Here is a 20,239-nt window from a genome sequence, read left to right as displayed (position 1 = left end):
CGGCAGGGATGGCGGCCGGGAGACGGGTGGGAAAGGCATGGGCACCGAAGCGAGCACCGGGACCGACTCGGGCGCGCCCACGGAGGGCGCGGGGGTCGGCCGCACCGCCCGCGTGCCCAAGTACTACCGGCTGAAGCGGCACTTGCTCGACATGACCGAGACGCTCCCTCCGGGCACCCCGGTACCGCCCGAGCGCACCCTCGCCGCCGAGTTCGACACCTCGCGCACGACGGTGCGCCAGGCGCTGCAGGAGCTCGTCGTCGAGGGCCGCCTGGAGCGCATCCAGGGCAAGGGCACCTTCGTGGCCAAGCCCAAGGTCTCCCAGGCCCTCCAACTCACCTCGTACACCGAGGACATGCGGGCCCAGGGCCTGGAGCCGACCTCGCAGCTCCTCGACATCGGCTACATCACCGCCGACGACACCCTCGCCGGGCTCCTCGACATCAGCGCGGGCGGCCGGGTGCTCAGGATCGAGCGGCTCCGGCTCGCCAACGGCGAGGCCATGGCCATCGAGACCACGCACCTGTCCGCCAAGCGCTTCCCCGCGCTGCGCCGCTCCCTGGTCAAGTACACCTCGCTCTACACCGCGCTCGCCGAGGTCTACGACGTGCACCTGGCCGAGGCCGAGGAGACCATCGAGACCTCGCTCGCCACCCCCCGCGAGGCGGGCCTGCTCGGCACGGACGTGGGCCTGCCGATGCTGCTGCTCTCCCGCCACTCCCTCGACGGCGGCGGGCAGCCGGTGGAGTGGGTGCGGTCGGTGTACCGGGGTGACCGGTACAAGTTCGTGGCGCGGCTCAAGAGACCGCAGGAGTAGCTCAAGAGACCGCAGGGACGGTCCAAGAGGCCCCAGGGGCAACGGAGTTGGCCGTGCCTGCGGTATAGCGCCGGTCCCCTTCCTGCCATACGGTCCTCCCGTCATCGCCTGATCGGTGAACGGGAGGACGCCCCGTGCGCACAGCAAGCCCCCGCACCATCGTCACCTGGACCCTCGTCGCCCTCGTCGGCGCGGCCGGCTGGACCGTCCTCGCGCTCTCCCGGGGCGAGGAGGTCTCCGCCGCCTGGATGGTGGCCGCGGCCCTCGGCTCGTACGCCATCGCGTACCGCTTCTACTCCAAGTTCATCGCGTACAAGGTCCTCAAGGTCGACGCCACCCGGGCCACACCCGCCGAGCGGCTCGACAACGGCATCGACTTCCACCCCACCGACCGGCGGGTGCTGCTCGGCCACCACTTCGCCGCGATCGCGGGCGCGGGGCCGCTGGTGGGGCCCGTGCTGGCCGCGCAGATGGGGTACTTGCCGGGCACCATCTGGATCGTCGCCGGGGTGATCTTCGCGGGCGCCGTGCAGGACATGGTGGTGCTGTTCTTCTCGACGCGGCGGGACGGGAAGTCGCTCGGGCAGATGGCGCGCGAGGAGATCGGCCCGTTCGGCGGGGCCGCCGCGCTGATCGCCACCTTCGTCATCATGATCATCCTGCTCGGGGTGCTGGCGCTCGTCGTCGTGAACGCGCTCGCCGAGTCGCCCTGGGGCACCTTCTCCATCGCGATGACCATCCCCATCGCCCTGTTCATGGGCTTCTATCTGCGGGTGCTGCGGCCGGGCCAGGTCAGCGAGGTGACCTTCATCGGGGTCGGGCTGCTGCTGATCGCGCTCGCGGCGGGGAAGTGGGTGGCCGAGTCGTCGCTCGCCGACACCTTCACGCTGGCGCCGTCGACGCTGGTGATCTGGCTGGTGGCGTACGGGTTCGTCGCCTCGATCCTGCCGGTGTGGACGCTGCTCGCACCGCGCGACTACCTCTCCACCTTCATGAAGATCGGCACCATCGGGCTGCTCGCGGTCGGTGTGGTCGTGGCGCTGCCGACGCTGAAGATGGACGCCGTCACGGACTTCGCCTCGCGCGGCGACGGGCCGGTCTTCGCGGGCTCGCTCTTCCCCTTCGTCTTCATCACCATCGCGTGCGGGGCGCTCTCCGGCTTCCACGCCCTGATCTCCTCCGGCACGACGCCGAAGATGATCCAGAAGGAGACACAGGTACGGATGATCGGCTACGGCTCCATGCTGATGGAGTCGTCGGTCGCGATCATGGCGCTCGTCGCCGCGTCCATCATCGACCCGGGCCTGTACTTCGCCATGAACGCGCCCGCGGGCGTCGTCGGCGACACCGTGCAGCAGGCTTCCCAGGCCGTGGGACAGCTCGGGTACACCATCTCCCCGGACGACCTGGCGCGCGCCGCCGACCAGGTCGGGGAGGGCTCGCTGCTGCACCGCACCGGCGGGGCGCCCACCCTCGCGATCGGCGTCTCGGAGATCTTCTCGAAGGCGACCGCGGGCGAGGGGCGGGCCTTCTGGTACCACTTCGCGATCATGTTTGAGGCGCTCTTCATCCTGACCGCGCTCGACGCGGGCACCCGGGTGGGCCGCTTCATGCTCCAGGACATTCTGGGCAACGTCTACAAGCCCTTCAGGAACGTGAGTTGGAAGCCCGGGCTCGTCCTCGCGAGCGCCGCCGTCACCGGACTGTGGGGCTACTTCCTCTGGGTCGGCGTGCATGAGCCGCTCGGCGGGATCAACCAGCTCTTCCCGATCTTCGGCATCGCCAACCAGCTGCTCGCGGCGGTGGCCCTCGCCGTCTGCACCACGCTCCTGGTGAAGTCCGGCCGGCTCAAGTGGGCCTGGATCACGGCCGTTCCGCTCGCCTGGGACGCCACCGTCACGCTCACCGCGAGCTGGCAGAAGGTGTTCTCCAGCGACCCGCGCGTGGGCTTCTTCAAGCAGCGCGAGGTCTACCAGGACGCCATCGACGCGGGGAAGGTCCTGCCGCCCGCCAAGTCCATGGACGACATGCACACCGTCGTCACCAACTCGACGGTCGACGGCGTCCTCTCCGCCCTCCTCGCCGTCCTCATCGTCGTGGTGATCGCCGATGCGGCCCGGATGTGCGCGCGCCATCTGCGCGACCCGGGGGCCACGACGCTCAGCGAGGCGCCGTACGTGAAGTCGAAGCTGGTGGCCCCCGCCGGGCTCGTCCCCACCCGGGAAGAGCGGGCACAGGCGCGGGAGTTGACGAAGTGAGGGCGGCCCTGGGGCGCGTCGCGCACGGGCTGCGGTGGCTGCGGTGGTATCTGCGCGAGCTGACGGACGAGTCGGCGTACGACCGGTATGTGGCGCATATCCGCGGGGAGCATCCGGCCGCAACCGTCCCCAGCCGCCGCGCATTCGAACGCATGCGGACACAGCGGCAGGAGTCGGACCCGCGGCAGGGGTTCCGCTGCTGCTGAGCAGGGACCTTGGCGCGTCCGTTATCCGGACGGGGGTTCCATACGGCGAGACTGTGGCTTAGATTTCCCGCACGTTAAGCATGGGATAAGTGAGGGAGCGGAGCCGCCGTATGTCAGATGCGCCTGAAGTGAGCAGACCGGTCGTGACGCCGGTCCGCGTGGTCATCGCCCTCTGCCTCGTCGCGCCCTTCGTGGCCATGCTCTGGGTGAGCTCCTACGCGAAGGCGGAGCCGCTCTTCATCGGCATCCCGTTCTTCTACTGGTACCAGATGCTGTGGGTGCTGATCTCCACGGCGCTGACGATGATCGCGTACAAGCTGTGGCAGCGCGACCAGCGCGCCCGTAACGGGGGTGCTGACAAGTGAAGGAGCTCGCAGCGGGAACGGGCGGCGTCAACGGCGTCGCGCTCGCCGTCTTCATCTTCTTTTTCCTGGCCGTCACGGTCATGGGCTTCCTGGCCGCGCGCTGGCGCAAGGCCGAGAACGAGCAGAGCCTGGACGAATGGGGCCTCGGCGGCCGGTCGTTCGGCACCTGGGTCACCTGGTTCCTGCTCGGCGGCGACCTCTACACCGCGTACACCTTCGTGGCCGTCCCGGCGGCGATCTACGCGGCGGGCGCGTCCGGCTTCTTCGCGGTGCCGTACACGATCCTCGTCTACCCGCTGATCTTCACCTTCCTGCCGCGCCTGTGGTCGGTCTCGCACAAGCACGGGTATGTGACCACCTCCGACTTCGTGCGCGGGCGCTTCGGCTCCAAGGGGCTCTCGCTGGCCGTCGCGGTCACCGGCATCCTCGCCACGATGCCGTACATCGCGCTCCAACTGGTCGGCATCCAGGCCGTGCTCGACGTGATGGGCATCGGCGGCGACGCGGGCACCAACTGGTTCATCAAGGACCTGCCGCTGCTGATCGCCTTCGCGGTCCTCGCCGCGTACACGTACTCCTCGGGTCTGCGCGCCCCCGCCCTGATCGCCTTCGTGAAGGACGGGCTGATCTACCTGGTCATCGCGGTCGCGATCATCTACATCCCGATCAAGCTGGGCGGCTTCGACGAGATCTTCGCCGGCGCCGCCGCGAAGTTCGACGCCACCAACGAGGCGGCGGGCAAACCGGTTTCGGGCCTGGTGCCCGGCTCCGCGGGGACCTGGACGTATGCGACGCTCGCCCTGGGCTCCGCGCTCGCGCTCTTCATGTACCCGCACTCGATCACGGCGACCCTCTCCTCCAAGAGCCGCGACGTGATCCGCCGCAACACCACGATCCTGCCCCTGTACTCGCTCATGCTGGGCCTGCTCGCACTGCTCGGGTTCATGGCGATCGCGGCCGGGATCAAGGTCGAGAACGGGCAGTTGGCGATCCCGCAGCTCTTCGAGGACATGTTCCCCGACTGGTTCACGGGTGTCGCGTTCGCGGCGATCGGCATCGGCGCACTGGTCCCGGCGGCCATCATGTCCATCGCCGCCGCGAACCTCTTCACGCGCAACATCTACAAGGACTTCCTGAAGCCCGACGCCACCCCCGAGCAGGAGACCAAGGTCTCCAAGCTCGTCTCGCTGCTCGTGAAGGTGGGCGCCCTGGTCTTCGTCCTCACCATGGACAAGACCGTCGCCATCAACTTCCAGCTCCTCGGCGGCGTGTGGATCCTGCAGACGATGCCCGCCCTGGTCGGCGGCCTGTTCACCCGCTGGTTCCACCGCTGGGCGCTGCTCGCGGGCTGGGCGGTCGGCATGGTCTACGGCACATGGGCCGCATGGAGCATGTCCTCGCCGAAGCAGTCGCACTTCGCCAGCAACTCCAAGGAGATCCCGGGCATCGGCGAGATCGGCTACATCGGTCTCACGGCGTTCGTCCTCAACGTCGTGGTCACGGTGGTCCTCACCTTCGTCCTCAAGGCCCTCAAGGCCCCCGAGGGCGTCGACGAGACCTCCCCCGGCGACTACACGGCCGACGCGGGCGACAAGGGCGTCCAGGTCGAACTCCCCAAGGTGGGCGCGGGCCACTGAGCCTTCCCTGCGCGTGGACGGGCCGCCGGAAAATCCGGCGGCCCGTCCTCGTGCGCGTGCGGGACACTCCCGGCATGGACCTCACCATCAGGCAGGCGCGCGCACAGGAGTACGAGGCGCTGGGCGCCGTCGTGGCGCGGGCGTACCGCGCGGACGGGCTCCTCGACTTCGAGGAGAGCGACGGGTACGAGGAACAGCTGCGGGACGTCGCGGGGCGGGCCGCCGCCGCGCGCATCCTGGTCGCGGTGGACGGCGGCACGGACGGGCGCGCGGGCGAGGACGGCACGGGCGGGCGCGCGGGCGACGGCGGCACGGGCGGGCGCGCAGGCGACGGCGGCCGGGTGCTCGGCGGCGTCACGTTCGTGGAGTCCGGCGGCCCCATGGCGGAGCTGGCGCGGGCCGGCGAGGCCGAGATCCGCATGCTGGCGGTCGCCCCCGACGCGCGCGGCCGGGGCGCGGGCGAGGCGCTGGTGCGGGCCTGCGTGGAGCGGGCCCGGGCGGTCGAGGGCTGCGTCCGTGTGATCCTGTCGACCCAGCCCACGATGCACGCGGCCCACCGCCTCTACGAGCGCCTCGGCTTCGTACGGGTCCCGGAGCGGGACTGGCTGCCGGTGCCCGATGTGCGGCTGCTGGCCTACGAGTTGGAGCTCCGGGCCCGGAGCGGGCCCTAGGGCCTGTCCGGCGGATCAGGCCGCATGATTCCGAGCTGTGCCGTCCGTCGCTGGTGAGCGGGCTGTGGTGCGTCGAGATGCAAGGCGGAGGAGGGCGACAACGCGGAGCGTTGGCAACCGACGACAACGCCGCAGATCGGCGTGGAACAGCCCGCGACCGCGGCAAGATCCACCGGACAGGTCCTAGCCGTACAGCTCCGCGCGGACCCGGTCCACCGCCTTCGCCGCCGCCTCGACGGTGCGCCCCTCGTCCGTGCCCGCGCTCACCGTGACGAGCACACCGCCGACGCGGACCTCGGCGGTGTACTGGGGCCTGTGGTCGTACTCGTTGCTTCCGGGGATGCGGCTGGTCTCCAGGATCGCCTCGTCGCCGATGCGGGGCAGCTTCTTGACCGAGTGGTGCCGGGTGATCGGGGCGGCTTCGGTGTCCTCCATCGTGGTGGGGCACAACTCACCCAGCCTGCGCTGCAGTTCGAGGTAGCGACCGGCCTCGGCGGGGCGCAGCGAGACAAGGCGCTGGCTCACGGGCGGCCGGGGCGCCGCCGTCTGGTCGGACACCGAGCCCAACTCGCCCGCCCCGCCGCCTGCTTCGTCCGCCCCGCCGGCACCTTCGTCCGCTCCGCCGCCGCCCTCGTCCGCCCCGGCGTCGAAGGCCAGCACCTGCTGCGCGCTCGCGCCCCGCAGGCCCAGCAGCTCCTCGTTCGCGTCCTTGCCCCGGGCGCAGGAGCCCCAGTCGCCGCGCCCGAAGCTCTTGTTGAAGAGCCCCACCGCGGTGTCCGTCGGCCGCGCGCGCTCGGCGAAGGCGTCGTCCGCGAGCAGCGCGCCGCTCAACTGGACGTCGCTGAACGTCTTCGCGGCGCCCTCGCGCCCGTCGACGCCCTCCGCGCTCGGCGGCCCGTCCGAGAACCAGCCGCCCGCCCCGCAGCCCGCGAGCGGCGCGATCAGTGCCCCGCAGAGGGCCGCACGGGCCATGCCCCGCCTCGCTCCCACAGCCCCTCCTCCGCCGCTTGATCCGTCAAGCCGCCACCCTAACCACACCCCAGCCGACACAAGATGTGGTGCTGCCTCCGAAACCCAGCACAAGATGTATGCTCGTCCTCGCTGTCGCCGCAGGGGAATCCGGTGGAAGTCCGGAACTGTCCCGCAACGGTGTATGTGTACGTCTTTGTCGTACCCGTGAGTCCGAGAACCTGCCGACAGTGCGCCCGGTGCATCCGCTCCGGGTGCCGAGACGTCCGGGCCTCGTGGAATGGGCCGGTGGACGCGGCGCTCCGCCCTGCGCGGACGCGCCCGCACCCGCCGTGCTCCCCTCGGGCCCAGAGCCGAGCGAGGGAGTGCTCCACGTGACCATCGCGCCAGCCGAACCGGCCTCAGCCCAGCAGACCCGGGCCGCGCAGGAGGCAGCGGACCAGGCGGACAAGGTACAGGACGCGCCGGGCACCGCCCTGTTGCGTACCCTCACCGACCTCACCGCCGACCTGCCCGACGCCGACCCCGGCCGGGTCGCCGCCGCCGCGCTGCGCGGCCGCTCCGCCAAGGCGGACGAGGCGGAGCTGCGGGACCTGGCCACCGAGGCGGCCGCGGGGCTCATCTCCGAGGACCCGGTGTACTCCAGGCTCGCGGCCCGGCTGCTCACCATCGGCATCCGCGAGGAAGCGGCCTCGCAGGGCGTGACGTCCTTCTCCGGCTCGATCGCGGTGGGCCACCGCGAGGGCCTGATCGCCGACCGCACCCAGGAGTTCGTGGCCGCGCACACGGCCCGCCTGGACGCGCTGATCGACCTCGACGGCGACGACCGCTTCGGCTACTTCGGCCTGCGCACCCTGCACAGCCGCTATCTGCTGCGCCACCCGCTCACCCGCAAGGTCGTGGAGACCCCGCAGCACTTCATGCTCCGCGTGGCCAGCGGTCTCGCGGAGGACGGCAGCGACCGCGCCGTGGACGAAGTCGCCGCCCTGTACCGCCTGATGAGCCGCCTGGACTACCTCCCGTCCTCGCCCACCCTCTTCAACTCCGGCACCCGGCACCCCCAGATGTCCAGCTGCTACCTGCTGGACTCGCCGCTGGACGAGCTCGACTCGATCTACGACCGCTACCACCAGGTGGCCCGGCTCTCGAAGCACGCGGGCGGCATCGGCCTCTCGTACTCCCGCATCCGCAGCCGGGGTTCACTGATCCGTGGCACCAACGGCCACTCCAACGGCATCGTCCCGTTCCTGAAGACGCTGGACGCCTCGGTGGCGGCCGTGAACCAGGGCGGGCGCCGCAAGGGCGCCGCGGCCGTGTACCTGGAGACCTGGCACTCCGACATCGAGGAGTTCCTGGAGCTGCGCGACAACACCGGTGAGGACGCGCGCCGCACGCACAACCTGAACCTCGCGCACTGGATCCCGGACGAGTTCATGCGCCGGGTCGCCGCCGACCAGGACTGGTCGCTGTTCTCCCCCGCCGACGTGCCGGACCTCGTCGACCTGTGGGGCGACGACTTCGACGCCGCGTACCGCAGGGCCGAGGCCGAGGGGAAGGCCCAGAAGACCATCCCCGCACGGGACTTGTACGGCCGCATGATGCGCACCCTCGCGCAGACCGGCAACGGCTGGATGACCTTCAAGGACGCCGCCAACCGCACCGCCAACCAGACCGCGGAGCCCGGCCACACCGTCCACTCCTCGAACCTGTGCACCGAGATCCTGGAGGTGACGGACGACGGGGAGACGGCCGTCTGCAACCTGGGGTCGGTCAACCTCGGCGCCTTCGTGGACCCGGCCACCCGCGACATCGACTGGGAGCGGCTCGACGCCACCGTGCGCACCGCCGTGACCTTCCTCGACCGCGTCGTCGACATCAACTTCTACCCGACCGAGCAGGCGGGCCGCTCCAACGCGAAGTGGCGCCCGGTCGGGCTCGGCGCCATGGGCCTTCAGGACGTCTTCTTCCAGCTGAAGCTGCCCTTCGACTCGCCCGAGGCGCGCGCCCTGTCCACCCGTATCGCGGAGCGGATCATGCTCGCCGCGTACGAGGCGTCCGCCGAACTCGCCGAGCGCAACGGCCCGTTGCCCGCCTGGGAGAAGACCCGCACCGCGCGCGGTGTACTGCACCCCGACCACTACGGCGTCGAGCTCACCTGGCCCGAGCGGTGGGCGGCGCTGCGGGAGCGGATCGCCGCCACCGGCATGCGCAACTCCCTGCTGCTCGCCATCGCGCCGACCGCCACCATCGCGTCCATCGCGGGCGTCTACGAGTGCATCGAGCCGCAGGTCTCCAACCTCTTCAAGCGCGAGACGCTCAGCGGTGAGTTCCTCCAGGTCAACTCCTACCTGGTGGACGAGCTGAAGCGGCTCGGCGTGTGGGACGCACAGACCCGGGAGGCGCTGCGCGAGGCCAACGGCTCGGTGCAGGGCTTCAGTTGGGTCCCGGCCGAGGTGCGCGAGCTGTACCGCACGGCGTGGGAGCTCCCGCAGCGCGGCCTGATCGACATGGCGGCGGCCCGCACCCCGTTCCTCGACCAGGCGCAGTCGCTCAACCTGTTCCTGGAGACGCCGACCATCGGCAAGCTCTCCTCGATGTACGCGTACGCCTGGAAGCAGGGCCTGAAGACGACGTACTACCTGCGCTCGCGCCCGGCCACGAAGATCGCCCGGGCCGCCCGCGCCACCGCCCCCGTACCCCAGCAGGTCGCCGACCCCGAGGCCGTCGCCTGCTCCCTGGAAAACCCCGAGTCCTGCGAGGCATGCCAGTAATGAGCTCCATCACCAACTCCGAGAAGAACCTGCTCGACCCTGGCTTCGAGCTGACTCTCCGCCCCATGCGCTACCCCGACTTCTACGAGCGCTACCGGGACGCCATCAAGAACACCTGGACCGTCGAGGAGGTCGACCTCCACTCGGACGTCGCCGACCTGGCGAAGCTGTCGCCGGGTGAGCAGCACATGATCGGCCGCCTGGTCGCGTTCTTCGCCACGGGTGACTCGATCGTCTCCAACAACCTCGTGCTGACCCTGTACAAGCACATCAACTCCCCCGAGGCCCGGCTGTACTTGAGCCGTCAGCTCTTCGAGGAGGCCGTGCACGTCCAGTTCTATCTGACGCTGCTCGACACCTATCTGCCCGACCCGGAGGACCGCGCGGCCGCCTTCGACGCGGTCGAGGAGATCCCCTCGATCCGGGAGAAGGCAGAGTTCTGCTTCAAGTGGATCAACGAGGTCGAGAAGCTGGAGCGCCTGGAGACGCAGGCCGACCGGCGCCGCTTCCTGCTCAACCTGATCTGCTTCGCCGCGTGCATCGAGGGCCTCTTCTTCTACGGTGCCTTCGCGTACGTCTACTGGTTCCGCAGCCGCGGTCTGCTGCACGGCCTGGCGACCGGCACCAACTGGGTGTTCCGTGACGAGACGATGCACATGAGCTTCGCCTTCGACGTGGTGGACACGGTCCGCAAGGAGGAGCCCGAGCTCTTCGACGAGGCGCTGACGCAGCAGGTCACGGACATGCTGAAGGAGGCCGTCGAGGCCGAGCTGCAGTTCGCCCGCGACCTGTGCGGGGACGGCCTGCCCGGCATGAACACCGACTCGATGCGCGAGTACCTCCAGTGCGTCGCCGACCAGCGCCTCCAGCGGCTCGGCTTCGCCCCGGTGTACGGCTCCGAGAACCCCTTCTCCTTCATGGAGCTGCAGGGCGTGCAGGAGCTGACGAACTTCTTCGAGCGGCGGCCCTCGGCGTACCAGGTCGCCGTCGAGGGGTCGGTCTCCTTCGACGACGAGTTCTAGGACGGATCCCGTACGGAAGACGCGTTCTCATACGTGAGTGGGGCGCCCTCGGCCAGGAGGGCGCCCCTTCCGCGTGCCCGGGACTCAGCGCGGATCGGCGCGCAGCACGAGGCGCTTGGGGTGCAGGGTGATCCCCACCTTCGTGTCGCTGTCCGTTTCCGCTACGCGCGTCAGCCGCCAGAGTGGCACCACCGTGCCCAGAATGATGGTGAGTTCCGCCAGGCTGAAGTGGTCCCCGGGGCACTTTCGGTTGCCGACGCTGAACGGCATCATCGCGAACTCCGGTACGTCTCCGGCACGTTCCGGTGTCCAGCGATCCGGGTCGAACTCCAAGTGCCGTTCGAAGGAACGCGGGTCGCGCTGCATCGCATACACGCTGTAGACGATGTCGGCGTTGGCTGGAATGCGATAGCCACCCAGCTCGGTTTCGGCCACGGAGCGCCGGGTGAATATCCAGGCGGCGGGCCGTATACGCATCGCTTCGGTCACCACATTGCGCGTATGCGGCAGCCGACCGAGATCGCCGAATGTGATCGGCCGGTCCCCCGCGACGTCCTTTACCTCTTCAACCAAACGCCTTTCCTGTTCCGGGTGCCGGGTGAGCAGGTGGAAGGTCCACGCCAGGGTCGAGGCCACATTCTCCGCGCCCGCCACCACCAGGGAGACCACGTGGTCGTGGATCTCCGCGTCGGTGAGCGGGGCGCCCGTCTCGTCCCGGGCGGTGAGCAGCCCGGCCAGCAGGTCGTCCTTCTCCGTGGCGGCCGCGGCGCTGCCCCGGCGCTCCGCGACGATCTCGTCGACCAGCGCGTGCAGATCGGCGAGGGCCCGCTCGAAGCGGCGGTTGGCCGGGGTCGGGACCTTGTAGAGCGGCCCGACGGACAGCACCATCCGCCGGTAGAGGCCCTCGAAGACGGTGTGCAGCGAGTCGGCGATCCGGTCCGCCTTCTCGCCGATCGAGTCGACCTCCAGGAGCGAGCGTGACACGATGCGCACCGCCGTGCGGAACATCTCGGCGCTGACGTCGACGGCCTCGCCGGGGAGCCAGCGCGCCGCCGTCGCGCGCGCCTCCTCTTCCATCACCTTCGCGTAGTCGGCGATCCGCTCGGGCCGGAACGCGGGCTGCATCATGCGCCGCTGGCGCCGGTGCAGCTGTCCGTTGCTGGTGGCGACGCCCTTGCCGAGGAGGACTTCGAGGGTGTCCCACAGGGGTCCGCCGACGATGTACTCCGGGCTCTTCAGCAGCGCCCCCGCCAGGTCGGGCGCCGTGACCGCGTACGCCGTCTTGGGCCCCAGCCTGATCCTGACGAGATCCCCATGGTCACGCAGCTGTGCGAGGAAGCCGAGCGGGTCGCGCACCAGGTTCCAGGCGTGGCCGAGCAGCGGTGCGCCGCCGGCCACCAGGGGCGGCTCGGCTATCGGGCGGGTCGTGGTGACGGGGCTACGGGATTCGACGCTCATTCCTCACCTGCCAGGTCGCTCGCGAGATCGTCGATGTACGGGGGGGTCGACCGGTCGTCCCAGCTGTCCACGCGGTACCGGCCGGACTCGTGGTGGAACCAGTACACGGAGCTGAACCAGTTCCGCATATTGGTCACGCAGTCGATGAGGGCCTCGCCTATTTCCCGGCCACGCTTCGAGCCGTCGGCGGCGAATTCATGGGCGAGCGCGAATACTTCCTGTTCCGCCTGGAGGAAATCCCGGACGCATCGACTCACGCGCCTATGGACTTCGGCGACCGCGCCTTCGAGAGAAAGGCCCTCGTGCTGGATGAGACTGATTCCGAGATTGTGCACCTCATCGCCCGCGATTTCCTTCGGGAGCGAGCAGAGGTCGTTGTACCACGCGGAGAAATCCTGCGTGGCGAGTGCGGCCCGCCGATATGCGGGGTGTTTCCTTGTCGCGGTGGGGAGTTCGAATCTCGCGGTCGGTTCAAGAAGGTCGATCCAGATCCAGTGCGCGAAGGTGAGCCGCCTCAGTTCCACGTAGTCGGCGACCGTCGGGACGGTGTGGCGCGTGCGGTTGTCGTACTCGTGGTCGTACGCGTCGATCACCACGTGGAAGTGCCGGACGAACCGGGTGTCCCACTTCCGACTAAGCCGGGAGCACATGCGCACCACACAGTCGGCGAAGGCTGCGACCAGGGGATCCCGGTGGTGCAGATGGCGCCGGGGCGCGTCGAGTGCCGCGTGCAGATCGCGGCAGAGCCGCCGCCAGCCCTCGCTCCTGCGGTGCACGACGTCCCGGTCGTGCCGGTCGTCCCAGGCGAAGAACCAGGCACTGAAGTCCGCGATCGCGGAGAGCAGGTCGTCCGGGGCGCCGAGGTAGTAGCCCGCCACCAGGTCCGTGTAGCAGAGGCTGTCGGCGTACCGCGCGACCTTGTCGGCCGGCATGAGCCGCTTTTCCAGCAACCAGACCCGTGTGGTCTCCTGAAGCTTTGGCCAATACGGGTGCAGATTGCGAGGAAACGCGGACTCGATCACCGGAAGGGAGAGCGCCGGTGGGACTGTCACCCTGGGTCCCGCTGTCGGTGTCCTTGAAGTGCTGTGTGAGAAAGCAGGCACGAACTAACCCCTCTCAGCCGCCAGTTGAGCGAGCGCCCCTCCCGCCGTACCGGGCGCGCGCCGTTGCGTATCCCCGCGCTTTCCATTCAGCATCACAACTGACCGTTCTGGGAACAGATTTGCGCCATTCACTACCCCAAGGTGCCGAGAACCTCCCCATGTGTGACTGATTTTGGATCATCCGATGGCGTTCTCAGTACGGCCATCGACCACACATGCGAACGGCGCCTGGTCGGGAGGGGGTCCCGGCCAGGCGCCGTCGGTGCTGCACACGCGCCTCAACAGGCGCTTCGTTCCCAGGAGTTGGGTACGTCAGTCGTTGGACACCACGGGGTAGCGCGGGGTGCCTTCGGCCATCTGCTTCAGCGCGTCCTTGCGCTCCCGCTTGGAGAGGCGGTCGATGTACAGGTAGCCGTAGAGGTGGTCCGTCTCGTGCTGCAGGCAGCGGGCGAAGTAGCCGGTGCCGCGCACCTTGATCGGGTTGCCCTTCTCGTCCTGCCCGGTGAGCTCCGCGTAGTCCGGGCGGGCCAGCTCGGCGTAGGCGGTGGGCACCGAGAGGCAGCCCTCGTTCGACGCGTCGAGGCTGCGGCGCTCGGCGGGCAGGTCCTGCAGCACCGGGTTGCACACGACGCCGACGTGGCGCACGCCCTCGTCGTCCATGCAGTCGTAGACGAAGACCTTCAGGTCGACGCCGATCTGGTTGGCGGCCAGGCCCACGCCCTCCGCGGTCCGCTGGCTCGCGAACATGTCGTCGACGAGCTGCGCGAGCTCGTCGTCGAAGGCCGTGACGTCCTTGCACTCCTTGTGCAGGACCGGGTTGCCGACGACCGTGATGGGCCGGGACGTGCCGCGCTCGCGGTAGGCCGTCTCGCGCTCCTCGCAGTCCTCCGTGTCGATGACGAAGCCCTCGTCGTCGACGGGGAGCACCCCGCCGGAAGCCTGCTGCTCAGTGTCCTGCGCCATGTCCGCCGTACGCCTTCCTGGGAACCCTAGTGATACTGCCGCTACAGCCTACGGGGCGCACGCGCCTGCTCTTCCCGGGATCCCGGCCCCGGACGGACCGCTTCGAGGTCTCAGCAGACCTCTTCGAGGTCCCGCCAGTCACGGGAGTCCGGGCTGTCCGCCACCCAGCCGTCGAGCAGCCCCCGCACCAGCGCCGCCGGCGCCGCGATCCCGCACTCCCGCTCCGGCACCCACAGGGCGCCCGGGCTGCGGTGGCCGAGCGGACCCGGGTGGCCGGGCTCGCTGTGGTCGTGCGGGTCCAGGTGCTCGCCGTCGCCCTCGTCGCTGGGCATCCGGGACTCCGAGCACATCCGGCACAGCAGGCGCACCGACGAGGACCAGTCCTCGGCGGCGAAGCCCGCGTCGGCGGCCAGCTTCTCCAGGGCGTCCCGGTCCTCCTCGGTGGCGGCCTCGAGGAGGACCACCCAGGTGGGCACGGGCGAGGGCGCCCACAGCTCGATCTCGTCGAAGACCGGGTACGAGTGCCCGGCGGCCGTGGTGCGCTCGCCGTGCGGGACGCCGTCGTGCAGCACGACCTCGCCCCAGCGGCGCCCGGAGGACGGCAGCGGGATGGACAGGACCTCGATGCGGGCCGGGTCGAGCCTGCGGCCCCACACCACCTCGGCCTCGCCCTCCGGCGAGAGCCGCACGGCCGCGCTGCCCAGGTCCATGCCCGCGGGCTCCCCGGTGGCCGCGACGCCCCCGGGCACCCGCAGGCCGTACGCCTGCCAGGCACGGCGGGCCAGCGGCCAGTCCTGCAGAGCCGTCGCGGCGATGCCCACGTTCCACCAGTCCGGGGCGCCGGCCGAGCGGTCGAGCAGCGCCACGGCGCGCAGTCCCGCGGCCCGTGCCTGCTCCCAGTCGTGCCGGAACTTGTGCAACAGGGCCAGGTTGAACCAGGACTCGGACAGCCAGGGTTCGAGGTCCGCCGCGCGCGTCAGGAGCGCGCCCGCGTCCTCGTACCGCCCGTCGCCGATCAGCGTGAACGCGCGGTCGGTGGCCTGCCGCCAGGAGGCGGAGGGCCGATGCCGTCCCTTGCCGAAGATCCTCACGATTCCCGCCTGCCGGTTTACCGGTTGGTCGCGCCCAGCACCGGTGACTGGGCCTCTTCGCATCCAACCACGTGCGGTCGGACGCCCGCTCATTACCCGTGGGTTACCCAACAGAGACGGACCTAAGTCGAGCCCGCCCGTCTCCCACCACCGCCCTCAGCCGAGCCCCTGCGGGGCGCCCCCGCTCCTCACGAGCACTCTCGCCAGCGACTCGACCACTTCCGGCTGGTACTCGTGCCCGGTACCGAGCCGGAGCCGCTCCAGAGCGCTCAGCGGGCCTCCTGGACCTGCTGCCCGGGCCATCTCGTCGTAAGCGTTCGCCGTCCGCACGATACGCGCGGTGAGCGGTTGGTCGCGATAGGGATCCGCCTGTCTCTCGACGATGACGGCAACTTCCGCGTCCACCCCGGTCTGCCGCACCACGGCACCCCCCAGCAGAGCTATGCGCCGCTGCTCCGCGCCGGACAGGGCCGCCGTGGCCCCCTCCGGCACCGGGTCGACCAGGGAGAGCTGGCCGATGTCGTGCATCAGGGCGGCGTGCTCCAGGACGGTGAGGTCGGCCCGGGACAGCCCCAGGTCGCGGCCGACCGCACGGGCGAGGGCGGCCACCCGGCGGGCGTGGCCCTGCGGGGTGTATCCGGCGATCTCGGTGGCCCGGGCGAGCGAGGTGATGGTCTGCCGGTACGTCGTCCGCACGGCGTCGTACCGGCGGAAGGCCAGCTGGGTGAGGAGCAGCGGCAGGCTGAAGACGGGCAGCGCCCACAGGCCCACGACGGCGACCGCGAGCGCCATCACGGCACCGGTCGCCCCCACCGCCGAGCCGATCCCGGGCAGGGCCCGCAGCTCGTCGCGGAGCAGCGGGCCGAACGGCCAGCCGGTGCGGGCGTGCGCCAGGGCCGCGGCGAGCACGGCGTCGCAGAGCGCGGTGAGCACGAGGAGGGCGACGAGCACCAGCGCGTAGGCCGGACCCTGCCCCACCCACTCCCCCAACTTCCCGGAGTTGTACAGGGGTTGGAAGCAGACGGCGGCGAAGCCCACGGTCAGCACGCGCCGCGCCAGATAGTCCGGTCCCGGCCCCCGGCCGAGCGCCACATGCGGCACGACGCCCAGCAGCCCGGCCGCGACGACGACGGCGACGACCTGCGGGACGCCGTGGTGCGTGGCCTGGCCCGCGCTCTCCCCGAGCAGCGCGTAGGCGAGCGCCCCGGCGGCCCCCAGCGGCGCGGGTTCCCGCTCGTCCGCGGCGCCGCCGCCCCTCCCCCACGTTCTCGGCTCCGCGTGCACGGGGGAGACCCCACTGGTGAGCTCGCCGACGGCGACGAACAGGCCGAAGGCGAGGGCGGTGCCGGGCTCGGCGACGCCGTGCCAGAGGGTGTGGGCGAGGGCGAAGAGGGTGAGCGACACGGCCGCGGCGCGTGTGACCGCGGTGAGCGGGTGCGTGCGCGGCTTTCCCGGCAGCGGCTTGCCGGCCATCGGGGGCCGGGTCACCGGGCGACCGGTCCGGGGGCCGGGGCGGTCTGGGTCGCGGTCTCGGTCTCGGGGTCGGTCGCGGTCTCGGGGACGGCGTCGGTGCCGGTCGCGGTCGGGCGGGGCGGGGGCACGTCCGTGGTGACGGTGACCTCGAAGGGCTGCCAGCCGTAGCGGTCGAGGGCGCGGGTGAGGGCCGCCACCATCTCCTCGTCGAACTGGGCCCCGGCGCACCGCTGGAGCTCCGTCACCGCGTCCGCCACGGGCCGCGCCCGCCGGTAGGAGCGCGTGGACGTCATCGCGTCGAAGGCGTCCGCGACGGCCACCACCCGGGCGGACTCCGGGATCTGACGCCCCACCAGGCCGTACGGGTAGCCGCTGCCGTCGATCCGCTCGTGGTGGTGCAGGATCGCCCCGCGCGCCTCGTCGAGGAAGCCGATGCCGCGCACCATCTCGTGCCCGTACTCGGGGTGCAGCTCGATGATGCGCCGCTCCTCGGGGGTCAGCGGCCCGTCCTTCCTCAACAGCCGTGTGGGGACGCCGAGTTTGCCGACGTCGTGCAGGATGCCCGCGAACCGCAGGACCTCCACCCGCTCCTCGGCCAGGCCCAGTTCGCGCGCGATCATCACGGAGGCGCGCCCCACCCGCTCGCTGTGTCCGCGCGTGTACTGGTCCTTGAGGTCGACGGCCTGCACGAGGGCGCGGATGGTGGCCTGGTGGGCGGCGCGCTCGCGGTGGTACTGGGCGAACACCCAGCAGGAGATGTACATCGGCAGCAGTACGAGGAGCGCGGCCGGCGGCCCGTACGGGCTGCTCCACAGGACCGCCATCGTCAGCCCGGCGAGCCCGTGCACGGCGACGGGCGCGAGCAGCCGCGGGAAGTGCCCCCGCCACGCGGCCCGCACGGGCACGCGCTCGGCCAGGACGAGCACACCCCCGTCCAGGGCGGCGAGCACCGCGCAGAAGGCGAACACGGCGGCGCCCGTGGGCACGAGGACGTACGGGAAGTCGGGCACACGGACCGCGGCGGGCCCCTCCAGCGCACCGAAGACGCGGGCCGACACCGAGGCGGCCAGGGCGAGTTGGGCCGCCCGCCAGACGCGCCGCACCGCGCGCGGACGCCGCTGCACACGGGTGAGCAGCGCGCCGGGCACACCGACGAGGGCGGCCGCGGCGGGCGGCAGCAGGAACACCCCGGCGAGCAGCACCGGGAAGAAGGCGCCCATGCCCTGCGGGGCGCGGGTCCGGGCGCCGAGCAGACGGCACCGGGTGAGCTGCTCGCACCCGGCGTAGAGGGCGGCGAGCAGCGCGACGGCGGGCCAGGGCGTGCGCGGGGTCAGGGCGGGCGCGGCACAGAGCCCGGCGCCGAGGGCGACGCACAGGATGTAGCCGCGGGCCCATGGCGCGTCCGACCGCATGGAGCTCTCCTCCCCGTTCCAGGTCCGGAGACTAGAACGGGGGGTGGGGCGCGCCTCGTGTCACTGCCCCGGATTAGCACGTTCGAGTGATGAACCGCCGTAAAAGCGGGGCGAGTTGGCTACTGAAGGCGTACGGGGGTGAGTGTCCGCACGCGGTACACCTTCAGCAGGCGCGGCTCAGGCTTCCTTGGTCAGGTCCTGGTCGGGGACCGCCTGGCCGGAGCGGATCAGGTCGATGCGGCCCATGACCTTGGCGCGCAGGTCCACGGGCACGTCGTCCTGCCCGCAGCAGCGCTTGACCAGCTTCTTCACCGCCTGCTCGAGTCCGTACTTCTCCAAGCACGGCGAGCACTCCTCGAAGTGCGTCTCGAACTTGGTGCAGTCGCTGTCCGGCATCTCGTGGTCCAGGAACTCATAGAGATGGTCCAGGACTTCACTGCAATCCGTCTCGTGCGGCTCTCCGCAGCTCATGAGCCCGAGCCTTTCGCTTCGTTCGACTCTCCGGCGCCGGCCGGGACGAGTCCGCGGTCACGCGCGTAGTCCTCGAGCATGCCGCGGAGTTGGCGGCGGCCCCGGTGGAGCCGGGACATGACCGTACCGATGGGTGTCCCCATAATGTCCGCGATCTCCTTGTACGCAAAGCCCTCTACGTCGGCCAGATAGACGGCGATGCGGAACTCTTCGGGGATCGCCTGCAGCGCGGACTTCACGTCCGAGTCGGGCAGGTGGTCGAGGGCCTGGGACTCGGCGGAGCGCAGACCGGTCGACATGTGCGACTCGGCGCGCGCCAGCTGCCAGTCCTCGATCTCCTCGGCGGCGCTGCGCTGGGGCTCCCGCTGCTTCTTGCGGTACGAGTTGATGAAGGTGTTGGTGAGGATGCGGTACAGCCACGCCTTGAGGTTGGTGCCCTCGCGGAACTGGTGGAACGACGCGTACGCCTTGGCGTAGGTCTCCTGGACCAGATCCTCGGCGTCGGCCGGGTTGCGCGTCATGCGCAGGGCGGCCGAGTACATCTGGTCGAGGAAGGTGAGGGCGTCCCGCTCGAAGCGCGCGTTGCGCTCGGCGGCCGACTCCTCCGGCTGCTCCGCCTGGCCCTGTGCGGTCCCTGCGTCGGTCCCTGTGACCGGACCCACCTCCTTCAACGACGTGACGGGATCGATGCCGACCCCACTCGAATCGGAGGATAGACGACGACCCGCTGCCCGCGCCGCTCGAATAGGAGCGGTCTTGGGCGCGCTCAGCACGGTCCACTCCAGGTCAGAGGCGGTGGAGCGGTTCGGGCAGATGGTCGAACCCATGTGGCGGGACCCCTTCTCGCACGCTGTTGGTGGCTTCCGTTCGCCACAACAGTGGTTAGAGGCTCAACATTCCCGCCCAGCGCGTGACGCCGTCGACGAGGAGCTGAAGGGCCTCGTCCTGCCCGAGGCCGGCGCGCTTGGGGACCGCGAAGCCATGGTCCCCGTACGGGATCTCGACGATCTCGTACGAGGGGTCCTCCGGGAACTCCTCCGGCTTCCCGAAGGGGTCGTTGCCGCCCTGCACCACGAGGGTCGGCACTCCGGCGCCGAGCAGCTCGTCGGCGCGCGACTTCTCGGGCCTGCCCGGCGGGTGCAGCGGGAAGCTGAGGGCGAGCACGGCGGCGGCGCCGAGCTCGGTGGCGGTGCGGCAGGCGACGCGGGCCCCGGCGCTGCGGCCCCCGGAGATCACCGGGAGGCCCGGCTTCGCGAGGGCGGGCCAGATCCCGCGCCAGCCGACGTCGAGGGTCTTCGGCGCGGGCGCCACCTTCTTGCCCGCCACCCGCCACGGCTGCTCGACGAGGGCGACGGTCACGGCGTGCGCGGGCAGGGCGGCGGCGAGGGCCTGCAGGTCGCGGGCCTCGATGCCGCCGCCGGCGCCGTGGCTGACGGCGAGGACGGCCCGGGCCTTCTTCGCGGGGTACCAGGTGATCCGCGCCGTACCGGCGTCGGTCTCGACGATCTCGCTCTTGGTCACCCGAGCAGGGTGCCAGAAGGCAGGGCCCATG

The 20,239-nt window shown here is 70.7% G+C and carries 18 protein-coding genes and 1 riboswitch; of the genes, 8 read left to right on the top strand and 10 right to left on the bottom strand.

Annotated features, from left to right (window positions below; all coding sequences use genetic code 11):
- Nucleotides 1–37 precede the first annotated feature (37 nt).
- The 6 genes from ACFWYM_RS26945 (at nucleotide 38) to ACFWYM_RS26920 (ending at nucleotide 5,954) form a co-directional block, all read left to right on the top strand.
- Nucleotides 38–817, top strand: coding sequence for a GntR family transcriptional regulator (locus ACFWYM_RS26945; RefSeq protein ID WP_384842427.1), 780 nt, complete (start codon nucleotides 38–40; stop codon nucleotides 815–817).
- 134 nt (nucleotides 818–951) lie between these two features.
- Nucleotides 952–3,075 (top strand): carbon starvation CstA family protein, encoded by a 2,124-nt coding sequence (locus ACFWYM_RS26940; protein WP_384842424.1) that lies wholly within the window; start codon nucleotides 952–954, stop codon nucleotides 3,073–3,075.
- Complete coding sequence (locus ACFWYM_RS26935; protein ID WP_384842421.1) at nucleotides 3,072–3,281, top strand: CstA-like transporter-associated (seleno)protein; 210 nt, start codon at nucleotides 3,072–3,074, stop codon at nucleotides 3,279–3,281. The genes ACFWYM_RS26940 and ACFWYM_RS26935 overlap by 4 nt, the downstream gene beginning before the upstream one ends.
- Before the next feature lie 110 nt (nucleotides 3,282–3,391).
- Nucleotides 3,392–3,646 (top strand): DUF3311 domain-containing protein, encoded by a 255-nt coding sequence (locus tag ACFWYM_RS26930; RefSeq protein ID WP_384842418.1) that lies wholly within the window; start codon nucleotides 3,392–3,394, stop codon nucleotides 3,644–3,646.
- The gene (gene mctP, locus ACFWYM_RS26925; protein ID WP_384842415.1) at nucleotides 3,643–5,283 is read left to right on the top strand and encodes a monocarboxylate uptake permease MctP; all 1,641 of its coding nucleotides are present in this window, start codon (nucleotides 3,643–3,645) and stop codon (nucleotides 5,281–5,283) included. The genes ACFWYM_RS26930 and mctP overlap by 4 nt, the downstream gene beginning before the upstream one ends.
- A 74-nt stretch (nucleotides 5,284–5,357) precedes the next feature.
- Nucleotides 5,358–5,954: a GNAT family N-acetyltransferase gene (locus tag ACFWYM_RS26920; RefSeq protein WP_384842412.1), complete on the top strand. Its 597-nt coding sequence runs from the start codon at nucleotides 5,358–5,360 to the stop codon at nucleotides 5,952–5,954.
- 183 nt (nucleotides 5,955–6,137) lie between these two features.
- Here ACFWYM_RS26920 and ACFWYM_RS26915 read toward each other — a convergent pair whose 3' ends face one another.
- Nucleotides 6,138–6,926, bottom strand: a complete 789-nt coding sequence (locus tag ACFWYM_RS26915; RefSeq protein WP_384842409.1) for a hypothetical protein — start codon at nucleotides 6,924–6,926, stop codon at nucleotides 6,138–6,140.
- A 99-nt stretch (nucleotides 6,927–7,025) separates the two neighbouring features.
- Nucleotides 7,026–7,167: riboswitch (cobalamin riboswitch) on the top strand.
- A 130-nt stretch (nucleotides 7,168–7,297) separates the two neighbouring features.
- Here ACFWYM_RS26915 and ACFWYM_RS26910 point away from each other — a divergent pair.
- On the top strand, nucleotides 7,298–9,694 hold the full coding sequence (locus ACFWYM_RS26910) for a ribonucleoside-diphosphate reductase subunit alpha (RefSeq protein WP_384842406.1): 2,397 nt from the start codon (nucleotides 7,298–7,300) through the stop codon (nucleotides 9,692–9,694).
- Nucleotides 9,685–10,716: a ribonucleotide-diphosphate reductase subunit beta gene (locus ACFWYM_RS26905; RefSeq protein WP_384842403.1), complete on the top strand. Its 1,032-nt coding sequence runs from the start codon at nucleotides 9,685–9,687 to the stop codon at nucleotides 10,714–10,716. Before ACFWYM_RS26910 ends, ACFWYM_RS26905 begins: the two co-directional genes overlap by 10 nt.
- Before the next feature lie 84 nt (nucleotides 10,717–10,800).
- Here ACFWYM_RS26905 and ACFWYM_RS26900 read toward each other — a convergent pair whose 3' ends face one another.
- The 9 genes from ACFWYM_RS26900 to ACFWYM_RS26860 all read right to left on the bottom strand — a co-directional run bounded on the left by ACFWYM_RS26900 (nucleotide 10,801) and on the right by ACFWYM_RS26860 (nucleotide 20,238).
- The gene (locus ACFWYM_RS26900) at nucleotides 10,801–12,174 is read right to left on the bottom strand and encodes a cytochrome P450 (RefSeq protein WP_384842400.1); all 1,374 of its coding nucleotides are present in this window, start codon (nucleotides 12,172–12,174) and stop codon (nucleotides 10,801–10,803) included.
- A complete protein-coding gene (locus tag ACFWYM_RS26895; protein WP_384842397.1) occupies nucleotides 12,171–13,277 on the bottom strand; it encodes a multidrug MFS transporter in 1,107 nt (368 codons plus the stop codon). Before ACFWYM_RS26895 ends, ACFWYM_RS26900 begins: the two co-directional genes overlap by 4 nt.
- A 312-nt stretch (nucleotides 13,278–13,589) precedes the next feature.
- A complete protein-coding gene (def, locus tag ACFWYM_RS26890; RefSeq protein ID WP_384842394.1) occupies nucleotides 13,590–14,240 on the bottom strand; it encodes a peptide deformylase in 651 nt (216 codons plus the stop codon).
- Between the two features lie 110 nt (nucleotides 14,241–14,350).
- Nucleotides 14,351–15,331 (bottom strand): tetratricopeptide repeat protein, encoded by a 981-nt coding sequence (locus tag ACFWYM_RS26885; RefSeq protein ID WP_384842392.1) that lies wholly within the window; start codon nucleotides 15,329–15,331, stop codon nucleotides 14,351–14,353.
- A gap of 156 nt (nucleotides 15,332–15,487) precedes the next feature.
- The gene (locus tag ACFWYM_RS26880) at nucleotides 15,488–16,804 is read right to left on the bottom strand and encodes an HD-GYP domain-containing protein (RefSeq protein ID WP_384842389.1); all 1,317 of its coding nucleotides are present in this window, start codon (nucleotides 16,802–16,804) and stop codon (nucleotides 15,488–15,490) included.
- Nucleotides 16,805–16,815: 11 nt separating this feature from the next.
- Nucleotides 16,816–18,216: an HD-GYP domain-containing protein gene (locus tag ACFWYM_RS26875; RefSeq protein ID WP_384842386.1), complete on the bottom strand. Its 1,401-nt coding sequence runs from the start codon at nucleotides 18,214–18,216 to the stop codon at nucleotides 16,816–16,818.
- 177 nt (nucleotides 18,217–18,393) lie between these two features.
- The gene (gene rsrA / locus ACFWYM_RS26870; RefSeq protein WP_384842383.1) at nucleotides 18,394–18,687 is read right to left on the bottom strand and encodes a mycothiol system anti-sigma-R factor; all 294 of its coding nucleotides are present in this window, start codon (nucleotides 18,685–18,687) and stop codon (nucleotides 18,394–18,396) included.
- The gene (gene sigR, locus ACFWYM_RS26865) at nucleotides 18,684–19,349 is read right to left on the bottom strand and encodes an RNA polymerase sigma factor SigR (protein WP_384842379.1); all 666 of its coding nucleotides are present in this window, start codon (nucleotides 19,347–19,349) and stop codon (nucleotides 18,684–18,686) included. The genes rsrA and sigR overlap by 4 nt, the downstream gene beginning before the upstream one ends.
- 220 nt (nucleotides 19,350–19,569) lie before the next feature.
- Nucleotides 19,570–20,238 (bottom strand): alpha/beta family hydrolase, encoded by a 669-nt coding sequence (locus ACFWYM_RS26860; RefSeq protein ID WP_384842376.1) that lies wholly within the window; start codon nucleotides 20,236–20,238, stop codon nucleotides 19,570–19,572.
- Nucleotide 20,239: the final 1 nt, after the last annotated feature.

The sequence above is a fragment of the Streptomyces sp. NPDC059009 genome, assembly GCF_042740175.1.
Lineage (GTDB): Bacteria > Actinomycetota > Actinomycetes > Streptomycetales > Streptomycetaceae > Streptomyces.
This window is presented reverse-complemented; position numbering and strand designations above follow the sequence as displayed.